Raw genomic sequence first — 21,384 nt, 5'->3', positions numbered from 1 at the left:
GCCGTGGCGCGAAGTACAGCCGCGGCGCAGGACCCCGCCCGGCGATCCCCCAAGGCCCGGGCGCCGCACCTGCGGAGCCGGGGCCGCGCGGCCTACGTCTTCCTGGGGCCGTGGCTGCTGGGCCTGTGCCTGGTCACGGCGGTGCCGTTGTTCGCCTCGCTCTACCTGGCGTTCACGGACTACGGCATCCTCAGCTCGCCGCAGTTCACCGGGCTGGCGAACTTCGAGCGGATGTTGGGCGACGACCGCTTCTGGGCGGCCTCGGCCGTGACCGCCCGGTACGTGTTCATCTCGGTTCCCCTGCAGTTGGGGTTCGCGCTGCTGCTGGCCGTACTGCTCGACCGCGGTCTGCGCGGGCTGCCGTTCTACCGCGGCGGTTTCTACCTGCCTTCGCTGCTGGGGACGAGCGTGGCGGTGTCCATCCTGTGGCGCGAGGCCTTCGGCCACAGCGGCCTGGTCAACCAGCTGCTGGGCTGGTTCGGGATCGAAGGCGAAAGCTGGCTGCAGAACCCGTCGACGGCCCTGTCGACACTCATCGTGCTCAACGTGTGGACGTTCGGGTCGCCGATGGTGATCTTCCTTGCGGGGCTGCGCCAGATCCCCGAGGAGCTGTACGAGGCCGCGCGTGTCGACGGGGCATCGCATGTCCGCCAGTTCCGCCACATCACGGTGCCGATGCTAACGCCGATCATCTTCTTCAACCTGATCCTGCAGACGATCGGCGCGTTCCAGGCGTTCACCCAGGCGCACATCATCAGCGGCGGCACCGGCGGACCGGTGGACTCCACCCTCTTCTACACGCTCTACATCTACCAGCAGGGGTTCAAGGCGTTCGACATGGGCTATGCGTCGGCACTGGCCTGGGTACTGCTGATCGCCATCGGCGCCGTGACCGCCATCCACTTCTTCCTGTCCAAGTACTGGGTCTTCTACGGAGACGACTGATGACCAATGCCGCCCTTCCCGCGCAGCGTGCCGTACCGCGGCGCAACGGCAGGAAGAAGATGCCCCGGGCGGCCCTCAAGCACGCCGCCCTGCTGCTGTTCCTCGTCGCGATGATCTACCCGCTGGTGTGGATGACCGTGAGCGCGTTCAAACCGGCCCACCTCATCATGTCCGACCCGGGGATCGTGCCCGCGGAAACCACGTTCGAGAACTTCAAGGACGGGTGGAACGCCCTCAACCAACCATTCTCGGTATTCTTCTTGAATTCCGTCGTCGTGACGGTGGGGTCGATTCTGGGCAACCTGTTCTCGTGCTCGCTGGCGGCCTATGCACTGGCCCGCCTGGAATTCCGGGCGCGGCGGGTGTTCTTCGCCATCACGCTGGTATCGGTGATGCTGCCGATGCACGTGCTGGTGGTGCCGCAGTACATCTTCTTCTCCCAGTTGGGGTGGGTCGACACCTACCTGCCCCTGCTGATCCCCAAGGTGCTGGCCACCGACGCGTTCTTCGTCTTCCTCATGGTGCAGTTCATCCGGGGGATCCCGCGCGACCTGGACCGGGCGGCCGAGATCGACGGCGCCGGGCCCTACCGCATCTTCTGGCACGTGATCCTGCCGTTGATGCGGCCGGCGCTGGTGACCACGACGATCTTCACGTTCATCTGGACGTGGAACGACTTCTTCACGCCGCTGATCTATCTGACCTCGACCGAGATGTACACGGTGCCGGTGGCGCTGAGTTCCATGGTGAGCGCCGAAAGCCAGCAGGGGATCGGAATGCTTTTCGCCATGTCGCTGCTCTCGCTGCTGCCGGTGCTGGCCTTCTTCATCTTCGCCCAGCGCTACCTGATCCGCGGCGTCGCCACTACCGGGCTGAAGTGACGCAGTGACCGGCGCCGGGGCCGTGCGGCGCAGGACCGTACGGCGGGGGCACGCCCGGCCGGGACCACCCGGCCGGGCGTCTTGTGCGCGGGGCGTTCGGCCCGGGGTTCATCGGCCGGGAATCACCCGGCCGGACTCTCCTCGGTGTCGTCGGCACCATCGACGGCACCATCCGCCGTGCCACCCGGGGTGCCGCCCGCGGCACCATCCTCCAAGTGGGCCAGTAGGCGGACCCGCGCCCGGTCGAGGTGCTCCTCCAGGCCCTGGCGGGCGCGCTCGGTGTCGCCGGCGCGGATGGCTTCGAGGATGGTGGCGTGCTCCTCGGCGATGGTGGAGCCGTGCGTGGTGCGGTGCGCCTGGTAGCGGCCCATGGTCAGGTGCACCTCGCCCATGATCAGCTCGTGCATCCGGCGCAGCCGCGGGCTGCCGGCGCCGGTGACCAGCGCCAGGTGGAAGTCGATGTCGGCGTCGACCTGCCGTTCAAAGCTGTCGTCGCGGGCGGCGTTCTCGATCCGCGCCTGCGCGTCGTCGGCGTCGCCGGGCACCCACCCCTGAGCGGCGAGAACGGTCACGGCGGCCACCTCGACCGTGTTGCGGCTGAAGAAGAGGTCGCGGATCTCCTCGACGTCGAACTCGGGCACCACCGCGGTCTTGTGCACGGACCGGCGCAGCAGCCCCAACACGGTGAGCCGCTCCAGGCACGCCTTGGCGGTCGGGCGGGCGACGTCGTACTCACGGGCGATCCGGTGCTCGGTGAGCTTCTCGCCCGCCGCGATCTCCCCGTTCACGATCCGCCTGCGCAGCGACTGGTAAAGCGCGTCTGTCAAGGACGACGGCGCAAGTTCGAAGTTGGCCTGTCGGTTCACACGCTCATGGTGCCACAGCCAACACACAGACACATACATTTGTCCTACCAGTGAACCTGTCAATCATTTCACACCGAGACACCCTCGTCGGCTCCCGCCCCGAACACCCCCTGCACACGACAAAACCCCCGCAGCCCGGGGGCCGCAGGGGTCGGATGCGTAGGGGAGGGGCTTACAGCTCGGCCGACTTCACCGCCACGAGGAAGGCCGCCCACTCCGCTGACGGCAGAGCGAGGTGGCCGGCTTCCCGGTGCTGCGTGTCACGGACGTCAGCACCCGCGATGTGTTCCCGCACCTCGACGCAGTTGGAGCCGCCGTCACTGTAGCTGCTCTTGTGCCAGCCACTTCTGGACTCATTCATGGTCAATCTTCCTAACCTCCTTGCGCAGTACCTCAAGTGTCTCGTCCGGGCTAGCGGCCACACCTTGCAGGGCGGCGAAAAGCATCCGATAGCGCTTTATATGCTCGCCACGTGTGGAGAGTTGGCCCTCACGAGTACTCTCCGTATATAGAGCTTCAGGCGCGTACGGTGATGTGATCAGCTTAAATGGCCCACTGTTCCCCGGATGCCGTGGCTCCCCCGCCTTCACCATCTGGATCGTCAACCGTTCGCGCTCAGCCAGGTTCACGACGTAGGAAAGCTGCTCGCGCATGATGCTTGCGCTCCCGTAACGCCTGCTCAAGATCGACTCGTCCACAACGAGCCACATCCGGGTGCTTACGCCGTTGGCGACGCGTTCGGACCGAGCCGCTCGCGTCGTCGCCTCCGCTTCGACGTCTTCCGTTGAAAGCCAAGGGGCGGCATATCGCACCAGCACGCGAGCGTAGTCTTCGGTCTGCAAGTGAAACGGAAATACCATGATCTGGTACTCATATATGGCTTCCGCGCCGTCCACGAGTTCTGCGACCTCATAGCGCCAGGCTTCTTTGCCGTCGCCGGTCAGGTCATCCCAGAGCCGGTTCAACCGACCATGGCCTATCGCATCGTCGAGCGCATGGCGCAGGCGCGATGATGATCTTGCTACCCCGCGTTCGATGTCGGATAGCTGAGTTCGCGAAGACTCCACGCGACGCCCGAGAGCGTCAAGTGTCATTTCGGCTTCCTGGCGCAGGCGTCGGACTTCCTGGCCGTAACGACGTAGTGCCCTCTCGTCGGGCTTGGATGCGTACACGCCTACATCTCACCACAGGTTCAGCCTAACTTTCCGGATAGATTCCGGTGTCCTTCGGTGGTCCTCCGGAGCTATTCAGGAGAACGCACGAGCCGCTTTCTATTGGCTTCATTCCACGTCAGGATCGGGTTCGCAACAAAAACGGCCCTGCCGGTGCTTCACGGGCACCGAACAGGGCCTTGATCCCCGACCTGACAGAAGCAGGTGGAGACCCATGATCAATTCTAACGCCCCGTTTTCGAGGCACACGCCCGATTCACCCGATTACCAACCGCGCCACGCACCACCACCGCACCGACGCACGCGCGGGCGGCGGTCCGCCCGGCCTTTCCTGCTGGCGCAACTCAACGCCGGAACCCCCGCGGCGGCCACCGGCACCATGCAGCCGCCCGCGCCCGCCGCGGCGGGCCGGCACCGCGGGTTCGGCCCTTGGGCCAAGCAGCCCGACGACATGGCCGAACTCGGCGCGCTGACCCGGCAACTCCTCGCCCAGCGCCCCGACCTGGCCCACCCCCACCCCCTCGGCATCGGCGCCCGGACGGGGGCGGCCCCGCGATGAGCACGACTGCACACCCGCACCCGCCCGGCGATTCCGACACGGACCGTACCGCCGCCGCGTTGGAACAGGCCTATCCCGACTGGGCGGTCACCGCGACCGCCGGCCGGTTCACGGCCCGGCACCGCCGCGAGGAGTACGACGCCCGGCGCGAGCAGTGGGGCATGATCGCAACGACCGTCGTCGCCGACACCGCGCAGCAGTTGCGCGACCGGCTCGACACCCAGCAGGAACTGCGGCGGGCGGAGGCGGCGCGATGACCGGCATCCACCAGAACCCGGACCAGTACCAGTACCGGCACGGCGGCGGGCCCGGCGAGATCGTCCCGCCCGGCAGCGTTGTGGCCGAGTACTCCTACACCTGGCGGATCCGCTGCTTCCTGTGGTGCGGGAACGAATGGTGGACCGTCCAGCGCCACGACCCGGTCCCCGAGGCAGCCCTCGCCTACGGTGTCCGCCGCATCCTCAACACCTGGTCCAGCGCCGACCGCGTCCGCGAATGGCTGGAAGGCCAAACCGCGGCCTGGCACCACTGGGAAACGGCCGAAGAAAAGTCGCCCGACGAATAATTTCGGCGCACTGATGATCATGCTGAAATGCCGAGGTTTTAAAGCTATGACGGGCATTTATGCATGATCGCCGCCAGTCCGGCAGGCTAATCAGCGACCTCTGCCGGGTGATAGCGGCGTGCTCCCCGCGCGTGCGGGGGTGGTCCGATCTAAGCCGGGCCTTCCGTGAACCTGGTGGCCCGGTGGCCGCGACCGGTCACTCTTGGTGACACAGGGTCGCCTCCGGGCTACCGTCCCAGTTGACGCCCCGAACCGAGGAGGCCCGATGGGCGGTAAGCACGGCAACGAGGATGTCCCCAAAGACAGCAGCCGCGGGAAGGACGGCGACGGGCAAGACCCGGCGAAGCACGGCTCAGAGCCGATTCCTGATCAGGGCGGCGACGGCCAGGACCCGAACAAGTGACGGACGTTGCCCCAGGGCTCGGGCTGGCGCGGTTGCTCGCGGGCCGCGGCGCCATCCAGGATCCGGCGTGGCATCGTGCGGTGCTGGCGGTGGACCGGGCGGTGTTCGTCCCGGAAACGGTGTGGGTCCGCACCAGCGGTACCAACGGCGACCCCGAGCTGTTCGCGCCGTACCCGAGAACGGACCCCGACGTGGCCCGGTGGATCCACGAGGACTACGCGCTCGTGACCCAGATGGACGACGGCCATCCGGCTGGCCCCGGCGGGACGGGGGTCGTCCCCACCAGTTCGATTTCCCAGCCGTCGCTGGTGGTGCGGATGCTCCATGCTCTGGACGCGCGCGACGGCGACACCGTGCTGGAGATCGGCACGGGCACGGGTTACAACACCGCGTTGTTGTGCGAGCGGTTCGGGGACGAGTCCGTCACCTCGGTGGAGGTCGATCCCGATGTCGCAGAGGCCGCACGCGCCCGGCTGCATTCTCTCGGGTACAAGCCGCGGTTGATCGTCGGTGACGGTGGCAGCGTGCCCGGCGGCGAACCGTATGACCATGTGCTGTCCACGGTCGCCGCCCGCCGCATCCCCAGTGTGTGGGTGGCCCGCACACGGTACGGGGGCCGGATCGTCACCCCGTGGGGGCCGGGGTTCACGTCCGCGGCCTTGCTGCGGATGGACGCGGCCAGCGAGGTTGCGCACGGCCGGCTGGTGGGTGATGCGGCGTTCATGTGGCTGCGGGATCAGCGTGTGAAGGTGGCTCCGTGGCGGGAGTTCGTTTACGAGGACGATCCCCAGGCGGTCACCGGGCACATCGCGTTGAACCCGCGGTGCGTGGCCGACCGTGACGCGGGGTGGGGCGTGGTCCTGGGGCACCTGGTACCGGCACTCGGGTACGCCTCCTTCGAGGCCGACGAGGACACCCCGGCCGACGCCGGCGAAGCCACCGTTTACGTCTATGACCGGGACCGGTCCTGGGCATTGGCGGAGTACGTGCCCGCCGGCGGTCCCTACGAGACCCGGCGCGGCGGTCCGCGGGATCTGTGGGCCGAGATCGCCCATGCCCGAAAGGTATGGCATGAGGCCGGGCGTCCGGGCCGGGACCGGCTCGGGGTTACCGTCGCCGCCGATGGCACGCACCGCCTGTGGGCCGATTCCCCCGATCAGGTGCTCGGCATCGGCTCCTGACCGGTGGTCGTGCAGGAATGCCCGGATCCAGCGCTGGATCCGGACATTCCTGCACGAACGCTGGGGGCGCCCGGCGCCGTGCGTGGCCGCCGTGCCCGCCGTCAGGGCAGCGGGGATCGGCCGGCCAGCCGCCCGCCAGGGCTCACATGATGGAGACGCCGCTGTCGATGCTGATGACCTGGCCGGTCATGGCGCCTTGGGACAGGAAGAGGCCCATCGCCTCGGCGACCTCTTCCGGCTCGACGAAGCGGGGCACGGGTGCCTTGTCCCGAATGTCGGTGACGACTTTCTCCGACAGGCCCTCGGTCATCGAGGTGGGGATGAACCCGGGCGACAGCGCGTTCACGGTCACTCCGCGGCGGCCGCACTCCGCCGCCAGTGTGCGGGTGAACCCGATCAGCCCGGCCTTGGATGACGCATACGCCGTCTGCCCGGGGGTGGCGATGATGCCGGAGGGCGAGACGATGTTGACCACTCGGCCCCACCTGCGCCGCAGCATGGCGGGCACTGCCGCGCGCGCCGTGTGGAAGGGGCCGATCAGGTTGGTCTGGATGACCTGCGCCCAGTCCTGCTGCGACTGCATCGCCATGGCGGCGTCCTTGCGGACCGCGGCATTGTTGACCAGGACGTCCACCGCGCCGAGTTTGGCGGTGATGCGATCCATGAACGAGGCGACCGCCTCCGCGGAGCCCACGTCGCCGGTCACCACCACCGAGTCGTTGCGCAGCTCGCGCTGCAGCTTGCGCGCGGCCTCCTCCGACGAGTTGTAGTGCACTGCCACCCGGCAGCCGAGCCGGTCCAGCTCCAGGGCGAACGCCTTGCCGAGTCCGCCCGATGCGCCGGTGACCAGGGCCACCGGGCTTTCCGGACGGGCGCCCGCAGGCTTGTCCTTGCTGCTCATTGCTCACTCCATGATCGGTCGGGGCCCGGTTGCGGGGAGCCGGAGCGGGTGGGACGGGGAGCGCTCCGCCGGGCAGGGGCCGCGGCCGCGGTCGCGGTCCCGGGGCACCGCGACCGCGGCCGCGGCACCGCGGCGACCGGGCGGGGCCGCCCCGGTCGCACGGTCACGGACCGCCCCACTCCAGGAGCATGGAACCCCAGGTCATGCCGGCGCCGAACCCGGCCAGCAGCACGAGCTCGCCTTCGCGGATCCGGCCGGCGTCCAGGGCTTCCGCCAAGGCGATGGGCACCGACGCCGAAGCGGTGTTTCCGTAGCGCTCCAGGTTGGACACCAACCGCTCCGGCGGCAGACCGGTGTGCTGCAGGACCGAGTTGATGATCCGGATGTTGGCCTGGTGCGGGACGATGTGGTCGACGTCGGCCGCCTCGGCCTTGGCCGACTCCAGGGTCGCCCGCACGGTGTGCACGGTGTAGCGCACAGCGTTGAGGTAGATCTCGTTGCCGTTGATCTGCGCGTAGTGCAGCCCGTCGCGGACGGTCTCCTCGGTGGTCGGCAGCCGGCTGCCGCCGGCCAGGACCTTCAGGCTGGAGTTGCACGAGCCGTCCGCGCCGAGGTTCCACCCCCGCGCCACGTGGTCGGGCCGCGGTGTCAGCACCACCGCTCCGGCGCCGTCGCCCACCAGGATGCCCAGGTCCCGGTCGTCGGGGCGGACCGTGAGGGTGTGGGTGTCGGAGCCGATCAGCAGGATGGGTCGGGGATCCAGCGCCATGAGGGCCATGGCCGACACCAGCCCGTAGACGAAACCGGCGCACTCGGCGTTGAGGTCGTGCGCGCTTCCGGCGATACCGAGCTCGTGGTGGACGAAGGCCGACGTCGCCGGAGAGGGCTGTTCGGGGGTGGCGGTGGCGACGATCAGGTGCGCGATGTCGCCGCCGTCCATCCCCGCCTTCTCCAACGCACCGCGGCCGGCCGCGACCGCCAGCGATGCGGTGGTCTGCCCGGGCCGGACCGCGCGCCGTTCGCGGATGCCGCAGCGGCTGAAGATCCAGTCCTCGCCGACCCCGAAACGCGCGGCCAGCTCGGAGTTGGAGACGATCCGCTCCGGCAGGGCGGTCCCCCAACCGGCGATGCCGAACCCGTTCACCGGACCTGCCGTCATCCCTGCTCCGGGACGAGCCGCTGGATCCGCTCGTGGACGGTGCGCAGCGTCGTCGTGTCGTCCATGTCGGCGAACAGCGACTCGTCGGCCGGAATGTGCGGGTAGTCGTTCTGGAACCCGTACAGCCACTCCATCAGGTCGAGCGAGTCGACGTCCTCGATGTGCTGCAGGGGGTGGTCCGGGTCGACACCAGTGGCCCCCGAAACAGCGCTGAGCTGGCTCGCGAGTTCATCGATGGTGGGCATGGACATCAGTGCTCGTCTCCTTACGCAGCCGTGTCACTTCCACCGCCATGGAACAGTCCGGCGCGCAAGCCGCGCGCAACAGGCCCGTAACCGGCGCCGCGGCCGGGCGGTGCGCGCCGCGGCCCGCCGCCGGCCCCCGTGCCCAGGGCCGCCGGCCCGGCCCGCGCAACCCCGTGCCGTCTTGCACATCTATTGCGGGACTACCGCTTGGCTCTTCGCGGGGATCCATGCATGCCCCGCCCGATGAGGAAGCGAGGTAGCGGACCGATGACAACAACCACGGCGGACGACTCCGCCGAACGGGTGAATCCCGGTGTCGACGCGATCAGACACCACTACGAGGTGGGCAACGACTTCTACCGCCTGCTACTGGGCCCGACGATGATGTACTCGGGCGGCTACTGGGAGGACGGCGAAGGGCTGCGCGAAGCCCTCGACCGCGCCCAGGAACGCAAACTCGACCGGTTCGCCGAGCTTGCCGGCGCCGCCGGCGCGGAGCGGGTGCTGGACGTCGGCTGCGGTTGGGGCACTCTGCTCGACCGGCTGACGACGGTCCACGGCGTGGGCCGCGGGATGGGGCTGACACTGAGCCGCACCCAGCAGGAGTTCGTCGACGGCCTCGGCAACGCACGCATCGAGACCCGGGTGGAGAGCTGGGAGGACCACGAGGCGGCCGAGCCCTACGACGCCGCGTTCTCCATCAACGCCCTGGAGCACTTCGTGCACTCCAGCCTGCCGCCGCGGGAGCGCACCAAGCGGTACCGCACCTTCTTCGGCCGCATCCACAAGGCGCTGCGCCCCGGCGGCCGGTTTGTGCTGCACACCATGACGGCCGAGGCGCTGCCGATGAACCGCGCTCTGCTCGACGACCTGAAGTTCCTGCAGCGCTTCGAGTTCGAAGGGTGCCACATCCCGCACCTGCACGAACTCTCGCTGGGCATGGAAGGGCTCTTCGACGTCGCCGAGATCCGCAATGAGCGCGAGTCGTTCGCCCGTGCCTGCCGGGCGTGGCTGGAGCTGCTCGCGGACCGCAGGGACGAGGCCGTCGCGCTGGAGGGCGAGGACGTCGTGGCGCGGTTCGAGCGCTACCTGGACATCTTCGCTTACACGCTGGAAGACCGCTTCTTCAACAATTTCCGCATCACCGTCGAGCGCCGTTCCTAAGGGGCCGTGATGACAAGCGCTTCGCAAACGACTCGACTCGGCGAGCCGGAGATCCGCGAACCGCGCCCCGGCTCCGGGCAGCCCGGCGGGCCCGGCCGGCACCTGCGTGTGGCGGTCGTCGGCAGCGGGTTCTCCGGGCTCGGCATGGCCATGCGCCTGCTCGGCGAAGGCGTCTCCGACTTCCTGGTGTTCGAGCGGGACCACGAGGTGGGCGGCACCTGGCGGGACAACACCTACCCGGGCTGCCAGTGCGACGTCATGTCCCACCTGTACTCGTTCTCCTTTGCCCGCAACCCGGGCTGGAAGAGCACCTACGGCCACCGCGACGAGCTGTTCGCCTACCTGCGCGACTGCGCCGACCGGTTCGGGGTGCGCCCGCACATCCGCTTCGGCCACGAGGTGCTCGACGCGCGGTGGGACGAGGACGTGCGGCGGTGGCGGATCGAGACGTCGCAGGGCGACTACACCGCACAGGTCCTGGTCACCGGGGCGGGCTACCTGAGTGAACCGGCGGTGCCCGACCTGCCCGGACTGGCCGGCTTCGAGGGCGCGATGTTCCACTCGTCGCGCTGGGACCACGGCGTGGACCTGGCCGGCAAGCGCGTCGCCGTCATCGGCACCGGCGCCTCGGCGATCCAGTTCGTGCCCAAGATCCAGCCGCAGGTGGGGCGGTTGGACCTCTACCAGCGCACCCCGCCCTGGATCGGTCCCAAGAACGACAAGCCCACCGGGGCGCTGCAGTCGTGGATGCTGCACAACATCCCCGGCTACCAGTCGTTCCGCCGCAACTTCAACATGTGGGGGCGGGAGTTCCTCGCGTTCGTGATGTCGCGGCCCAAGATGGCGGCGCGGATGCAGAGCATGGCAAGCGGCCACCTGGAAAAGAGCGTGCCCGACCCGGAGTTGCGCGCCCGGCTGCGGCCCGACTACGTCATGGCCTGCAAGCGGCTGCTGTTCTCCAACACCTACTATCCCGCTCTCCAGCAGGAGAACGTCGAGGTGGTCACCGACACCATCGACCACGTGCGCTCGGGCTCCATCGTCACAGCGGACGGCAACGAGCGCGAGGTCGACGCCATCATCCTGGGCACCGGTTTCCGCGCCACCGACCAGCCGATCACCGGGCGCATCCGCGGCCGCGGCGGCGCGCAGCTGCGCGAGGTCTGGCAGCGCGACGGGATCTCCGCGCACCGCGGCACCACGGTCCCGGGATTCCCGAACCTGTTCATGATGCTCGGGCCCAACACCACGCTGGGCCACTCCTCGCAGGTCGTGATGATCGAGGCGCAGATCAAGTACGTGCTGAGCGCCTTGAAGTTCCTGGACCGCGCCGGTGTGGACAGCGTCGAAGTGCGCCCCGAAGCCCACACCGCATGGAACGAGCGGCTGGCAGAGGCGCTCGACGGCACGGTGTGGAACGCCGGCAACTGCCGGAGCTGGTACCTCGACGAGCACGGCCGCAACCCCTCCATCTGGCCCACCTACACCTGGCGTTTCCGCCGAGCGACGAAGCGCTTCGACCCTGGCGAGTACTCGCTCGCGCGGGTCGCGGACTCCGGTATCCCCCATTCGCAACCGAGCCTGGCCCAGGAGTGAACCGATCCGATGACCAATGAACTCTCCCGACGCAACGTACTTACCGGTATGGCCCTTACCGCGGTCGGCTGGAGCGTCTCCAGCCAGTCCTGGGCCGTCGCCGACACCGCCGCAACCGACGTTGCCCCGCTGCCGCGGCTCGACGGCAGCGTGCAGACCTCGGCCTCGGCCGTGTCGGACTTCGGCCACGACTTCGGCCGCATGGTCACCGGGAAGCCGTGGGCCGTGCTGCGCCCCGGCTCCGTGCAGGACATCGTCAAGATGGTCCGCTACGCGCGCAAGAACGACCTGCAGGTCGCCGTGAACGGGCGGTCCGGCACGGGTGACGACCTCGAATCGCACTCCAGCTACGGCCAGGCCCTCGTTCCCGGCGGGATCTCGATCGACGCGCGCGGCCTGTCGAAGATTCTGGAGATCGACTCCGAGCGGGCGGTGGTCGAGGCGGGCGCCACCTGGGCGCAGCTGACCGACGCGGCCCTCGAAAAGGGGCTGACCCCGCCCGCCCTCACCGACTACCTGCACCTGTCGGTGGGCGGCACGCTGAGTGTGGGCGGCATCGGCGGGACCGTCCACCGGCACGGCCTGCAGGTCGACACGGTCGAGTCGGTCGAGGTCGTCACCGGCGAAGGTCGGCGGCTGCACGCCTCGCCCCACCGCCACGCCGACCTGTTCAACGCCGTGCTCGCCGGCGGCGGCCAGAGCGCGATCATCGTCCGGGCCACGGTGCGGATGCGGCCGGCGCCCGAGCGGGCGCTCATGTGCAGCCTGTTCTACAGCGACCGGGCCGCGTGGATGGCCGACAGCGAGCGGGCGATGCGGACCCGCCGCTTCGACGCCCAGGCGGGAGAGCTGGTGCTCAACCCGGAGGGCACCGGTTGGATGTACAAGATCGAAGGCGTCGCCTTCCACAAGGAGGGCGAGGCTCCCGACACCGGCGAGCTGCTGCGCGGGTTCCGCGACCACCGCCCCTCCGCCGAGATCCAGCAGATGTCCTACCGCGACTACGCCTACCGCCTCGACCCCTTCGAGGCGTACCTGAAGGACACCGGCCACTGGACGGCCCCCAAGCCCTGGCTGAGCCTGTTCCTGCCGGCCTCGGCCACCGACCGGTTCCTCCGCGAGGCGGAGCGGGAACTGGACGCCGCCGACATCGGGTCGGGATTCCTGCTGGTGTACCCGTACAAGACCCGGAAGATCACCCGTCCGCTGGCCGTGCAGCCCGACGAGCGCGAAGGCTACCTGTTCGACCTGCTGCGGTTCCCCGAGCCGGGCGGCGTCGACTTCGAGGCCATGCTCGCCCAGAACCGCCGCCTGTACGACAGGGCCGTCGAAATGGGCGGCAAACGCTACCTCGTGGGCGCGATCCCGGACATGACCAGAAAGGACTGGCGCGAGCACTTCGGTTCCGGCTGGTGGCGGCTGCGCCGTGCCAAGCGCCGGCACGACCCCGACCACGTCCTCACACCCGGCCAGGGCTTCTTCGGCTGACCACGGCCGCGGACCGCCCGCTACGCACAGGGGATTGCCAATGAAGAACTACGACCGCATCGACGAGGCGGTGATCGACGCGCCTCCCGCCGCGGTGTGGGAAGCGCTGATCTCCGAGTTCCGCGGCGCCGCAGCCTGGTGGGTGCCGCACAACACCTACGTCCTGCGTTCCGGCGCACCCGACGAGGTGGGCGGCGAGGTCGAGGTCACCGTCCACACGCGCGGGGTCGACCGCGGCGGACTCAAGCTGCGGTTCCTCGCGCGCACATGTGCGGTGGAGCCCGCCCGCCTACTGGAGGTCGAGTACGTCTCCGGGGTGTTCCGCGGAACGAGCGTGTTCCGGCTGACCCCCCTCGACGGAGGCGGCCGCACGCGGTTGGCAATGCACTTCCAGGGGCGGCCGCACGGCTGGCTGCGGCTGCTCTCCGGCGTCGCCCCGCTCGACCGGGAGCATTCGGCCGGCACGCAGGCGGCCTTTGCCTCGCTCGCGGGTCTGGTGGGCGGCGCGAGCCGTGCGGCGGCTGGAAAGGAACTCGGCTGATGTCCCGGACGGCCGCGGAACCCGACCGCGGTGCACAGGCCGCGGCGGGCGAAAGCACGGTCGTCACCGACGACGGTGCGCGGCTTGCCGTCACCGTCCTGGAACCGGTGCCCGGCGGCAGCGCCTTCGCGGCCGCCGCGGGCGAGGCTTCGACCGCGGTGCTCAGCCACGGCTGGGCAGCCGGCCGCCGCGTCTGGGGCACGGTCGCCGACCGCCTCATCCGCAGCGGCCACCGCGTCGTGTTCTATGACCAGCGCGGGCACGGCGCGTCCCGGATGGGCACAGCGCCGATCGCCGTCGACCGGCTCGGCCGGGACCTGGCCGCGGTACTGGAGGCCGTCGGCGCCGAACAGGCGGTCGTCGTCGGGCATTCCGGCGGCGGCTTCGCCGCCCTCGCCCACGCCTCGGGCACCGCGGCACAGGAGGCGGCGGGACCGGCCCGGGCCCCGGGCGAGCGGGTGGGCGGCCTCGTGCTGGTGAGCACGGCCGCCCACGGCCAGGACACCGCCGAGGGCGAGGTCCGCATGATGGGCAGCCCGCTGTTCTCCCGAGCGCTGGCACGGCCGGCGCTGGGCCGCAGGCTCCTCGCGGGGACCATGGGCAAGCGCCCCGACCCCCGCCTGCTGGAGGTCCACCGGCAGATGTTCGCATCGACCCCGGCCCAGGTGCGCGCGGCATGCTTCCGGTGCTCGCGCGGCATGGACATGCGTGCGGCGCTGGCGTCGGTCCAGGTGCCGGCGGCGGTACTGGCCGGCACCGCGGACCGGACCGTTGCGCCGCTGCTGGGCCGGGCGGTGGCCGAAGCGATACCCGGGGCCGGGTTCGAGCAGATCGCCGGGGCCGGCCACATGCTGCCGCTGGAGGCGCCGACCGCCGTGGTCGAGGCCGTCGGCGCGGTCGCCCGCAGGGTCCGCGGCGGTGACCGCCAGGCGGCCGGGTGATCGAGGAGCTGCTGCCGGCGGGCTGCGCGGCCGCCGAGGCATTCGGCGGTTCCACCGCGGTCGCCCTGTTTCCGCAGGAGGCCGCGCTCATGGCAGGCCGGGTGCCGCGGCGGCGCCGCCAGTTCGCCACCGGGCGGGCGTGCGCCCGCCGCGCGCTGGGCCGGCTGGGGGTGCCGCCCGCCCCCCTGCTCCCGGGGCCGGGCGGCGCGCCGGAGTGGCCGCAGGGCGTGGTCGGCAGCATCACCCACTGCGACGGCTACTTGGCAGCCGTCGTGGCCCCCGCCGGTGAGGCGGCGGCGATCGGCATCGATGCCGAACCCGCCTTGCCGCTGCCCGAAGGCGTCCGGTCGCTGGTGGCCGGTCCGCAGGAGCGAACGGCTTTGGCGGCCCTCGACGCGGCGGGGGAGGCGGCGTACTGGGACCGGCTGCTGTTCAGCGCGAAAGAGGCGGTCTACAAGGCGTGGTACCCGCGCGCCCGGCGCTGGTCGGCCTTGCGCGAGATCGCGGTGGACCTTGAGCCGGGCGGCACGTTCACCGCCCGCGCGCCCGAGGGCGGCGGCTCCGGCGGCGCGCCGGAGTACTCCGGGTGCTGGCTGGTGCGGTCGGGGCTGCTGCTGACCGCGGTGCTGGAGCCCGCGGGCGAGGGGGCGCCGTGGGCGGCGGCCGGGTTCAGCGGTTGAGCAGTACCGGGGAGGGTTCGCTGCTGTGGGTCTGCGGCGGCGGCGGTGCGACCTGCCCGCGGGTGCGGTACTCCTGCGGGCTCAGGCCGTGTTCGCGCTTGAACGCCGCGCTCAAGGCGAACGCGCTGCTGTAGCCGACGCGGCGGGACACGGAGTCGACGGTGGTGTCGGGTTCGTGCAGCAGGTCGGCGGCCAGGGTCAGGCGCCAACTGGTGAGGTAGGCCATGGGCGGTTGGCCCACGAGCGAGGTGAACCGCCGCGCGAATCCCGCCCGGGAAATGCCGACTTTGGCGGCCAGCGCCGCCACGGTCCAGGCGTGCGAGGGGTTCTCGTGGACCAGCCGCAGCGCCGGGCCGACGACGGGATCGCTCTGCGCCCGGTACCAGGCGGGTGCGGTGTTGGTGTCGGAGGACAGCCAGTCGCGCAGCACGTTGACCAGCAGCAGGTCCAGCAGCCGGTCCAGCACGAGCTGCTGGCCGAATTTCTCGCGGTTGATTTCGGCGGCGAGCAGCGACACCAGGGCGGTGTCGGTGGCACCGGACTCCTGCACGAGCAGTTCGGGCATCGTGGTCAGCAGCCGCCGGCCGATTTCGCTGGGCGCCTGGTAGGTGCCGCTGAGCATGACCGAGGCGCCGTCGTGGATGTCGTCGCCCCAGGTGCGGATGCCCAGGGACATGTACTCGGTGACGTCCTGGCCGGCCGAGGACGTGCAGCGCTGTTCGGGATCGACGGTGACCTGCACCGGTGTGGCGGGGGAGTCGGCGATCGTGTAGGGCCGCGGCCCGCGGATCACGGCAACGTCGCCCGGGTGCAGCGGTGTCGGCGGGCCCTGGGCCGGGATGATGCAGGCGCCGCCGTGCACCATGGTGACGACCGAGACCGGCGCCCGGTCCTCGACCCGCAGCGACCACGGCGGCGTGAACACCGACCGGAGCAGGAACGCCCCGCGTGCCTTCGGGCTCTCCAACAGAGCTGTGAGCGCGTCCATGGTTCAATAATAGGCCGCAGCCGGTGATTTTCCACCCCGGCCAGGCGATGGAAACGGAAAGTACGAGCCTTCTTCATATTCGGCCTATCCGATATTCTCCTGTGCCGGATCGGTAACCGCGGTGCCGGTATCGGTACCGGTATCTGCATCGGGTATCGGTATCCGCATCCGCACCGGCGCGCCGGCGGCCCGGAAATCCCCCGCGGAAGAGCGTCCGCACCGGGATGCACGCGCGGACCGGCCGGTGCGAGGCGGCGGACACGAACATCTCCTTAACATCGACGGGATGGTTTGCATGGAACTTGCGCAGTTGTCGCTGTCCGCTGCGGCGGTGGCGGCCGGAATGGTCGCGGGACTCTTCTTCGCGTTCTCCTGCGCGGTCATGCCCGCATTGCGCCGCACACCCGACGCGGTATTTGTCGAGGTGATGCAGCGGGTCAACACCGCGATTCTGAACGGCTGGTTCCTCATCGTCTTCCTGGGCGCACCGCTTGCCACGGCGGCCACCGTGGTACTGGGCCTCTCCGGCGGCGACCGCCGGGTACTTGTTCCGGTGGCCGCCGCTCTCGTGTTCAATCTGGCGATGATCGCCGTTACCCGGATATTCAACATCCGGATGAACAACGAATTGGCCGGGGCGGGATCGGGCGGCTCCGCGGCCGGCCTCGCGGCCGCGCGGCGCCGGTTCGAGGGGCCGTGGACCCGGTGGAACAACGTCCGCACGCTGCTGTCGCTCGCGTCGGTGTGCTGCCTGGTGTGGGCGCTGGCGGTGGAGGCGGGCACAGGAGCGGCACTCTGAGTCAGGGACCGTAGACGCTCGCATATGCGTGCGCGCTTCAGGGCTATGGTTCGCCGGCCTGCGCCGGGATTGACTTGAACCATGACCACACAGGAAAGCACAGCACAGACCATGCCAACGCTGGTGACCGGCGGCACCGGCAAGACCGGGCGCCGGGTCGCCGAGCGGCTCACCCAGCGCGGCCGGGCCGTGCGCAACGGCTCGCGCTCCGCGCAGCCGCCGTTCTCCTGGGAGGACTCCGCCACCTGGGACGCCGCACTGGAAGGTGTCGGCGGCGTGTACATCTGCTTCCAGCCCGACCTCGCCTTCCCGGGCGCCGCCGAGACCGTCGGCCGGTTCGCGCAGCTGGCGGTCTCGAAGGGCGCCCAGCGCCTGGTCCTGATGTCGGGCCGGGGCGAGGACGGCGCCGTGGCCGCGGAGAAGGCGGTGCAGGAGGCCGGCGCCGAGTGGACCATCGTCCGCTGCAGCTGGTTCAACCAGAACTTCAACGAGAGCTTCTTCCTGGACCCGGTCCTCAGCGGTGAGCTGGCGCTGCCCACGGCAGACGCCGTCGAGCCGTTCGTCGACGCCGAGGACATCGCCGACGTGGCCGCCGCCGCGCTGAGCGAGCCCGGCCACGCGGGCCAGGTCTACGAGCTGTCCGGTCCCCGGCTGCTGAGCTTCGCCGAGATCGCGCAGGAGCTTTCCACGGCAACCGGGCGCGACATCCGCTACGTCCCGGTTTCCAGCGACGAGTTTCGCGCGGTCCTGCGTGAGAACGGTCTGCCCGAGGAATTCGCCGACCTGTTCGAGATGGTGCTGGACGGGCGCAACGCCCACCTCACCGACGGGGTCGAGCGGGCGCTGGGGCGCAAGCCGCGCGACTTCCGCGAGTTCGCGGCCGCTGCTGCGGCCACCGGGGTCTGGAACCCCTGAACCGGCCGCTGCGGCGGACTTGGCCGGTGCCCGCCGCGTGCGGAGGGCACCGATACGGGCGGAATACCAAGAGGGGCGCAAGATGGGGATCGAGGCGGGCACCGACCGGATCGCAGCAGCCGGGGTCGGGCCCAAGGGGAACGCGGGAGGCACTGCGGCCGGCGCCGTTCTCGCGGGAGCCGCAGTGGGGACCGGGCTCATGGCGGGCCTGTTCTTCGCCTTCGACGTGGGCGTCATGCCGGGGCTGGCCAAAGCCGGCGACCCGGAGTTCGTCCGCGTCATGCAGCACATCAACCGGGAGATCGAGAACGGCCTGTTCGGGCTGGTGTTCCTCGGTGCCTTCCTCGCGACCGGGGTGGCGGCCGTGCTGCAGCACCGGCTCGGCCGCCACCGCACCGCCCTGTGGGTATGGGGGGCGCTCGTGTGCTACGCGGGGATGCTGGTGGTCACCGCCGGGGTCAACATCCCGCTCAACAACGCACTGGCCCGGGCGGGCAACCCCGGGGAGATCGCCGACCTCCACGCGGTGCGCACCGCCTTCGAGGGACCGTGGCGCCTGGCCAACGCGGCCAGGACCGCCAACTGCACGGCCGCTCTGGGGCTGCTGGCCGGTGCCCTGCTCCGGCACGGCCGGCCGGGCGGACCCAAGGGACGGTAAAGGGGTAACCGGAAACGGTGCCGGGACCGGCCCTGGCCGTGCGGAGGTCCGCACGGCCAGGGCCGCAGGCGGTGGCGGCGGAGCGGTCTCGCCGGGCGGGCGCGCGCCGCAACAGGGAAGGCGGGTTCAGACGTGCTGAGTACGCGAGGCGTGCGGGGCGAGGTGGCCGAGCCCGCCGGTACCGTCGAACCCGCGGAGCCGGATCCGGCCCTGTTCCGGGCTTGGCGGACCGTCCTCTTCCGAACGGAGCAGGTCGATGTACATGCGCTGGACCTCCGGCGCCGGATCGACGCCGAGCTGTTCGGCAAGGAGTTGCCGCAGCTCGTGGTAGGCGCTGAGAGCCTCGGCCCGGTTGCCGGCGGAGGCCAGCGCGGCGATCCGGCAGCGGTGCGCGCTTTCGCGGAACGGCGCGTGGCGGATCGCCGTGTTGGCGTAGCGCAGGGCGCGGTACCTGTCGTGCAGCGCCGAGGACGCCAGACTCGCCAGCTCCAGGGCTGCCAGCCGCAGTGCGTCGACCCGCTCGCGCACGCCGATGACCCAGTCGCCGTCGTGGGCGGAGAGGAATCCCCCTTCCAGGCCGGCGGCCGCGCTTTCGGCGAACCGGCACGCCGCGCGGTGGTCCTCCAGGGCGAACGCCTCGGCCGCCTTGGTCACCGCCGCTTCCGCGTGTTCGAGGTCGATGCGGGCGCCGGCGGGCAGCCGCAGGAAGTAGCAGCCGCCCTGGGAGGTCAGCGAACCCGCCGCCTCCTCGGAAGCGGCGCCGGCCAGGAAACCGCGCACGCGGCTCACAATGCTGCGTAGCGCCGAGGGCCAAGTGTTGGGCAGGCCTTCCGGCCAGACCGTGTCGGCGAGTTGCTCGCGATTGGTCCCCTGGGACCGTTCCATAACAATTCGTGCGAACGCCACCTGAGCCTGCGGACTCGTCAAACTGCGAGTGGACCCGCCCGTTTTTTCAATTTTCACGAGTCCGGTGAGGCTGATTTGCAAGTCTGCTGTGCTCATGCTTACCCCTTACATAGAGCCTACCTTCACACCGCTCACCAAGTGAAGATCGTGATATTTATCGGCTCGCGTGTCAAGAGTTAAGGAAGACCGGAAGCGGACCTGGGAAATAACCTGGATAACCGGCCTCCCCCAGGGTCAGCGGGCCCGTCGTGCCTTGTCGCAGCCGGTATTAACCGTCACGCTTCGAACCGCTGCATTCACTCTCGGTTTGTTTTAGGGGGTGAAAAACAGGTGTTGCGGCACGGGTCGGTCGTTCGTTTGTTCGGCGCCATATGCCATGCGGAATCTTTTTACCTGGTCCTCATGTTGCGCTTCTCTTGCGCGTCTCCGATACGAACTTCCAACGCTCTTCTGTTGCGCCGGTCTTGCGTGCGGTTCAGTAGAAATATTTCCGCGCCGGAGACCCGCCGACAAAGCCCGCGGGATCCGCCCAACCATCAATGAAGGAGACGCGTGTGACCCCGTCATCGGCCGCCTGGGGTGTACTGCAAGAAAGATTGGCTGCTACGGAGCGGCGCGTCCGGTCACTGGAATCCGAGCCCGACCGGCGCAACAGTTTCATGCCGTATGTAGTTGAACGGGATACGGCATATGCCGAAGTCGAGGGCTCGCGGCTGCTGATGATGTCCGGATACGGCTACCTCGGCCTGGCCGGCGACGAACGGGTGGTCGCCGCAGCCAAGTCCGCGCTCGGCAAGTACGGGACGGGCAACCACGGCGTCCGCGCGCTGGCCGGCACCATCCCCCTGCACCACGAGCTGGAGGAGGAGATCGCCCGATTCGCCGGACGCGAGTCCGCGCTGGCCTTCGGCTCCGGCTACGCGGCCAACGTTGGCACAGTGGGCGGCCTGGTCGGATCCGGCGACACCGTGTTCATCGACAAGTACGACCACGCCAGCATCGTCGACGGCTGCCGGCTGAGCGGCGCGGAGGTGACCCGCTTCCGCCACAACGACACCGAGCACCTGGCGCGGCGGCTGGCCGCCTCGACGACCCGCGGGTTGCGGTTGGTCATCGTCGACAGCGTCTACTCCATGGACGGCGACATCGCGCCGCTTCCCGAGTTGCGGCGGGTCTGCGACGAATACGGCGCGCTGCTGATGGTCGACGAGGCCCACGCACTCGGTGTCATCGGCGCCACAGGCGGCGGCATCGAGGAGCACTTCAACGGCGAGGTCCGCGTCGACGTGAAGCTGGGCACCCTGTCCAAGGCGATCCCGTCGATGGGCGGGTGGGTCGCGGGAGACCGCGCCCTCATCCAGCACCTGAAGTACGCGGCGCGCCCCTTCCTGTTCTCCGCCGCCCTCGCTCCCGCGCAGGCGGCAGCCGCGCTGGAAGCCCTGCGGATTCTGCGCGCCGAGCCCGAACGGGTCGCCCGCACCCAGAGCGAGTCGGCGCGGCTGCGCGGTCTGCTCCACGACGCCGGCCTGCGCACCGCGGCGAGCGAGACCGCGGTGATCCCGCTGATCGCGGGCAGCGACGAGACCGCCTACGACTTCGCGACGGCCTGCCGCCACGAGGGCGTCATCGCGCTTCCGGTGGTCACTCCGGCCGTGCCCAATGACCTCGCGCGGCTGCGGATCGCGGTCACCGCCCGGCACAGCAAGGCCGACATCGACTTCGCCGCCGAGGCGTTCATCAAGGCCGCCCGCGCCGCCGCGGTACCGCCCGCCTGAGGCGCCGGCCGCCCGAGACCGCACCTGCCCGAGAAACCGCCCGCTGAGGCACCGTT

At 69.9% G+C, this 21,384-nt stretch carries 25 protein-coding genes; 17 read left to right on the top strand and 8 right to left on the bottom strand.

Translation table 11 applies throughout. The features are described 5' to 3' along the window. Window positions 1–3 precede the first annotated feature (3 nt). Together ACYVD5_RS04100 and ACYVD5_RS04095 are read left to right on the top strand one after the other, a co-directional pair. Window positions 4–945 carry a carbohydrate ABC transporter permease gene (locus tag ACYVD5_RS04100; protein ID WP_460999534.1) on the top strand — a complete coding sequence of 314 codons (942 nt, stop codon included), beginning with the start codon at window positions 4–6 and terminating at the stop codon, window positions 943–945. Next, entirely contained in the window at window positions 945–1,826 is an 882-nt protein-coding gene (locus ACYVD5_RS04095) for a carbohydrate ABC transporter permease (protein ID WP_460999533.1), read from the top strand. The genes ACYVD5_RS04100 and ACYVD5_RS04095 overlap by 1 nt, the downstream gene beginning before the upstream one ends. Window positions 1,827–1,948: 122 nt before the next feature. Here the strand turns inward: ACYVD5_RS04095 and ACYVD5_RS04090 are convergent, their stop codons facing one another. The 3 genes from ACYVD5_RS04090 to ACYVD5_RS04080 form a co-directional block, all read right to left on the bottom strand. Next, window positions 1,949–2,692 carry a GntR family transcriptional regulator gene (locus ACYVD5_RS04090; RefSeq protein WP_460999532.1) on the bottom strand — a complete coding sequence of 248 codons (744 nt, stop codon included), beginning with the start codon at window positions 2,690–2,692 and terminating at the stop codon, window positions 1,949–1,951. Window positions 2,693–2,864: 172 nt separating this feature from the next. Beyond that, the gene (locus tag ACYVD5_RS04085; RefSeq protein ID WP_460999531.1) at window positions 2,865–3,053 is read right to left on the bottom strand and encodes a DUF397 domain-containing protein; all 189 of its coding nucleotides are present in this window, start codon (window positions 3,051–3,053) and stop codon (window positions 2,865–2,867) included. After that, the gene (locus ACYVD5_RS04080; RefSeq protein ID WP_460999530.1) at window positions 3,046–3,864 is read right to left on the bottom strand and encodes a helix-turn-helix domain-containing protein; all 819 of its coding nucleotides are present in this window, start codon (window positions 3,862–3,864) and stop codon (window positions 3,046–3,048) included. Before ACYVD5_RS04080 ends, ACYVD5_RS04085 begins: the two co-directional genes overlap by 8 nt. A gap of 214 nt (window positions 3,865–4,078) precedes the next feature. Here ACYVD5_RS04080 and ACYVD5_RS04075 point away from each other — a divergent pair, with 214 nt between their 5' ends. From ACYVD5_RS04075 to ACYVD5_RS04055, 5 genes are all read left to right on the top strand, one after another. Further along, a complete protein-coding gene (locus ACYVD5_RS04075) occupies window positions 4,079–4,423 on the top strand; it encodes a hypothetical protein (protein WP_460999529.1) in 345 nt (114 codons plus the stop codon). Continuing rightward, window positions 4,420–4,680, top strand: coding sequence for a hypothetical protein (locus ACYVD5_RS04070; protein ID WP_460999528.1), 261 nt, complete (start codon window positions 4,420–4,422; stop codon window positions 4,678–4,680). The genes ACYVD5_RS04075 and ACYVD5_RS04070 overlap by 4 nt, the downstream gene beginning before the upstream one ends. Next, window positions 4,677–4,988: a hypothetical protein gene (locus ACYVD5_RS04065; RefSeq protein ID WP_460999527.1), complete on the top strand. Its 312-nt coding sequence runs from the start codon at window positions 4,677–4,679 to the stop codon at window positions 4,986–4,988. The genes ACYVD5_RS04070 and ACYVD5_RS04065 overlap by 4 nt, the downstream gene beginning before the upstream one ends. 265 nt (window positions 4,989–5,253) lie before the next feature. Next, a complete protein-coding gene (locus ACYVD5_RS04060; protein WP_460999526.1) occupies window positions 5,254–5,391 on the top strand; it encodes a hypothetical protein in 138 nt (45 codons plus the stop codon). Further along, entirely contained in the window at window positions 5,388–6,572 is a 1,185-nt protein-coding gene (locus tag ACYVD5_RS04055) for a methyltransferase domain-containing protein (protein WP_460999525.1), read from the top strand. The genes ACYVD5_RS04060 and ACYVD5_RS04055 overlap by 4 nt, the downstream gene beginning before the upstream one ends. A 142-nt stretch (window positions 6,573–6,714) precedes the next feature. On the opposite strand, the gene ACYVD5_RS04050 is transcribed toward ACYVD5_RS04055, so the two are convergent. From ACYVD5_RS04050 to ACYVD5_RS04040, 3 genes are all read right to left on the bottom strand, one after another. Next, window positions 6,715–7,473 (bottom strand): SDR family oxidoreductase, encoded by a 759-nt coding sequence (locus ACYVD5_RS04050; protein ID WP_460999524.1) that lies wholly within the window; start codon window positions 7,471–7,473, stop codon window positions 6,715–6,717. 163 nt (window positions 7,474–7,636) lie between these two features. After that, on the bottom strand, window positions 7,637–8,632 hold the full coding sequence (locus ACYVD5_RS04045) for a 3-oxoacyl-ACP synthase III family protein (protein ID WP_460999523.1): 996 nt from the start codon (window positions 8,630–8,632) through the stop codon (window positions 7,637–7,639). Then, a complete protein-coding gene (locus ACYVD5_RS04040) occupies window positions 8,629–8,883 on the bottom strand; it encodes a hypothetical protein (protein WP_460999522.1) in 255 nt (84 codons plus the stop codon). Before ACYVD5_RS04040 ends, ACYVD5_RS04045 begins: the two co-directional genes overlap by 4 nt. Window positions 8,884–9,144: 261 nt before the next feature. Between ACYVD5_RS04040 and ACYVD5_RS04035 the strand changes: the two genes are divergently transcribed. The 6 genes from ACYVD5_RS04035 to ACYVD5_RS04010 are packed head-to-tail and all read left to right on the top strand — an operon-like array spanning window position 9,145 to window position 15,287. Beyond that, window positions 9,145–10,041: a class I SAM-dependent methyltransferase gene (locus tag ACYVD5_RS04035; protein WP_460999521.1), complete on the top strand. Its 897-nt coding sequence runs from the start codon at window positions 9,145–9,147 to the stop codon at window positions 10,039–10,041. A 9-nt stretch (window positions 10,042–10,050) separates the two neighbouring features. Then, window positions 10,051–11,637, top strand: coding sequence for a flavin-containing monooxygenase (locus ACYVD5_RS04030; RefSeq protein WP_460999520.1), 1,587 nt, complete (start codon window positions 10,051–10,053; stop codon window positions 11,635–11,637). A gap of 9 nt (window positions 11,638–11,646) precedes the next feature. Next, the gene (locus tag ACYVD5_RS04025) at window positions 11,647–13,125 is read left to right on the top strand and encodes an FAD-binding protein (protein WP_460999519.1); all 1,479 of its coding nucleotides are present in this window, start codon (window positions 11,647–11,649) and stop codon (window positions 13,123–13,125) included. Window positions 13,126–13,165: 40 nt separating this feature from the next. Beyond that, complete coding sequence (locus tag ACYVD5_RS04020) at window positions 13,166–13,666, top strand: SRPBCC family protein (RefSeq protein WP_460999518.1); 501 nt, start codon at window positions 13,166–13,168, stop codon at window positions 13,664–13,666. Then, the gene (locus ACYVD5_RS04015) at window positions 13,666–14,607 is read left to right on the top strand and encodes an alpha/beta fold hydrolase (protein ID WP_460999517.1); all 942 of its coding nucleotides are present in this window, start codon (window positions 13,666–13,668) and stop codon (window positions 14,605–14,607) included. Before ACYVD5_RS04020 ends, ACYVD5_RS04015 begins: the two co-directional genes overlap by 1 nt. Then, entirely contained in the window at window positions 14,604–15,287 is a 684-nt protein-coding gene (locus ACYVD5_RS04010) for a 4'-phosphopantetheinyl transferase family protein (protein WP_460999516.1), read from the top strand. Before ACYVD5_RS04015 ends, ACYVD5_RS04010 begins: the two co-directional genes overlap by 4 nt. Here ACYVD5_RS04010 and ACYVD5_RS04005 read toward each other — a convergent pair. Further along, entirely contained in the window at window positions 15,277–16,275 is a 999-nt protein-coding gene (locus ACYVD5_RS04005; RefSeq protein WP_460999515.1) for an AraC family transcriptional regulator, read from the bottom strand. The two genes, ACYVD5_RS04010 and ACYVD5_RS04005, sit on opposite strands and share 11 nt — an antisense overlap. A gap of 286 nt (window positions 16,276–16,561) precedes the next feature. On the opposite strand from ACYVD5_RS04005, the gene ACYVD5_RS04000 reads away from it, so the two are divergent. The 3 genes from ACYVD5_RS04000 (at window position 16,562) to ACYVD5_RS03990 (ending at window position 18,647) form a co-directional block, all read left to right on the top strand. Continuing rightward, entirely contained in the window at window positions 16,562–17,074 is a 513-nt protein-coding gene (locus ACYVD5_RS04000; protein WP_460999514.1) for an anthrone oxygenase family protein, read from the top strand. 81 nt (window positions 17,075–17,155) lie between these two features. Continuing rightward, window positions 17,156–17,989 carry an NmrA family NAD(P)-binding protein gene (locus ACYVD5_RS03995; protein WP_460999513.1) on the top strand — a complete coding sequence of 278 codons (834 nt, stop codon included), beginning with the start codon at window positions 17,156–17,158 and terminating at the stop codon, window positions 17,987–17,989. Between the two features lie 82 nt (window positions 17,990–18,071). Continuing rightward, entirely contained in the window at window positions 18,072–18,647 is a 576-nt protein-coding gene (locus ACYVD5_RS03990) for an anthrone oxygenase family protein (protein ID WP_460999512.1), read from the top strand. 126 nt (window positions 18,648–18,773) lie between these two features. On the opposite strand, the gene ACYVD5_RS03985 is transcribed toward ACYVD5_RS03990, so the two are convergent. Beyond that, complete coding sequence (locus ACYVD5_RS03985; protein WP_460999511.1) at window positions 18,774–19,532, bottom strand: AfsR/SARP family transcriptional regulator; 759 nt, start codon at window positions 19,530–19,532, stop codon at window positions 18,774–18,776. 680 nt (window positions 19,533–20,212) lie between these two features. On the opposite strand from ACYVD5_RS03985, the gene ACYVD5_RS03980 reads away from it, so the two are divergent. Then, window positions 20,213–21,328, top strand: coding sequence for an aminotransferase class I/II-fold pyridoxal phosphate-dependent enzyme (locus ACYVD5_RS03980; RefSeq protein ID WP_460999510.1), 1,116 nt, complete (start codon window positions 20,213–20,215; stop codon window positions 21,326–21,328). Window positions 21,329–21,384 lie beyond the last annotated feature (56 nt).

The organism is Streptomonospora sediminis, from assembly GCF_054778995.1.
This window is presented reverse-complemented; position numbering and strand designations above follow the sequence as displayed.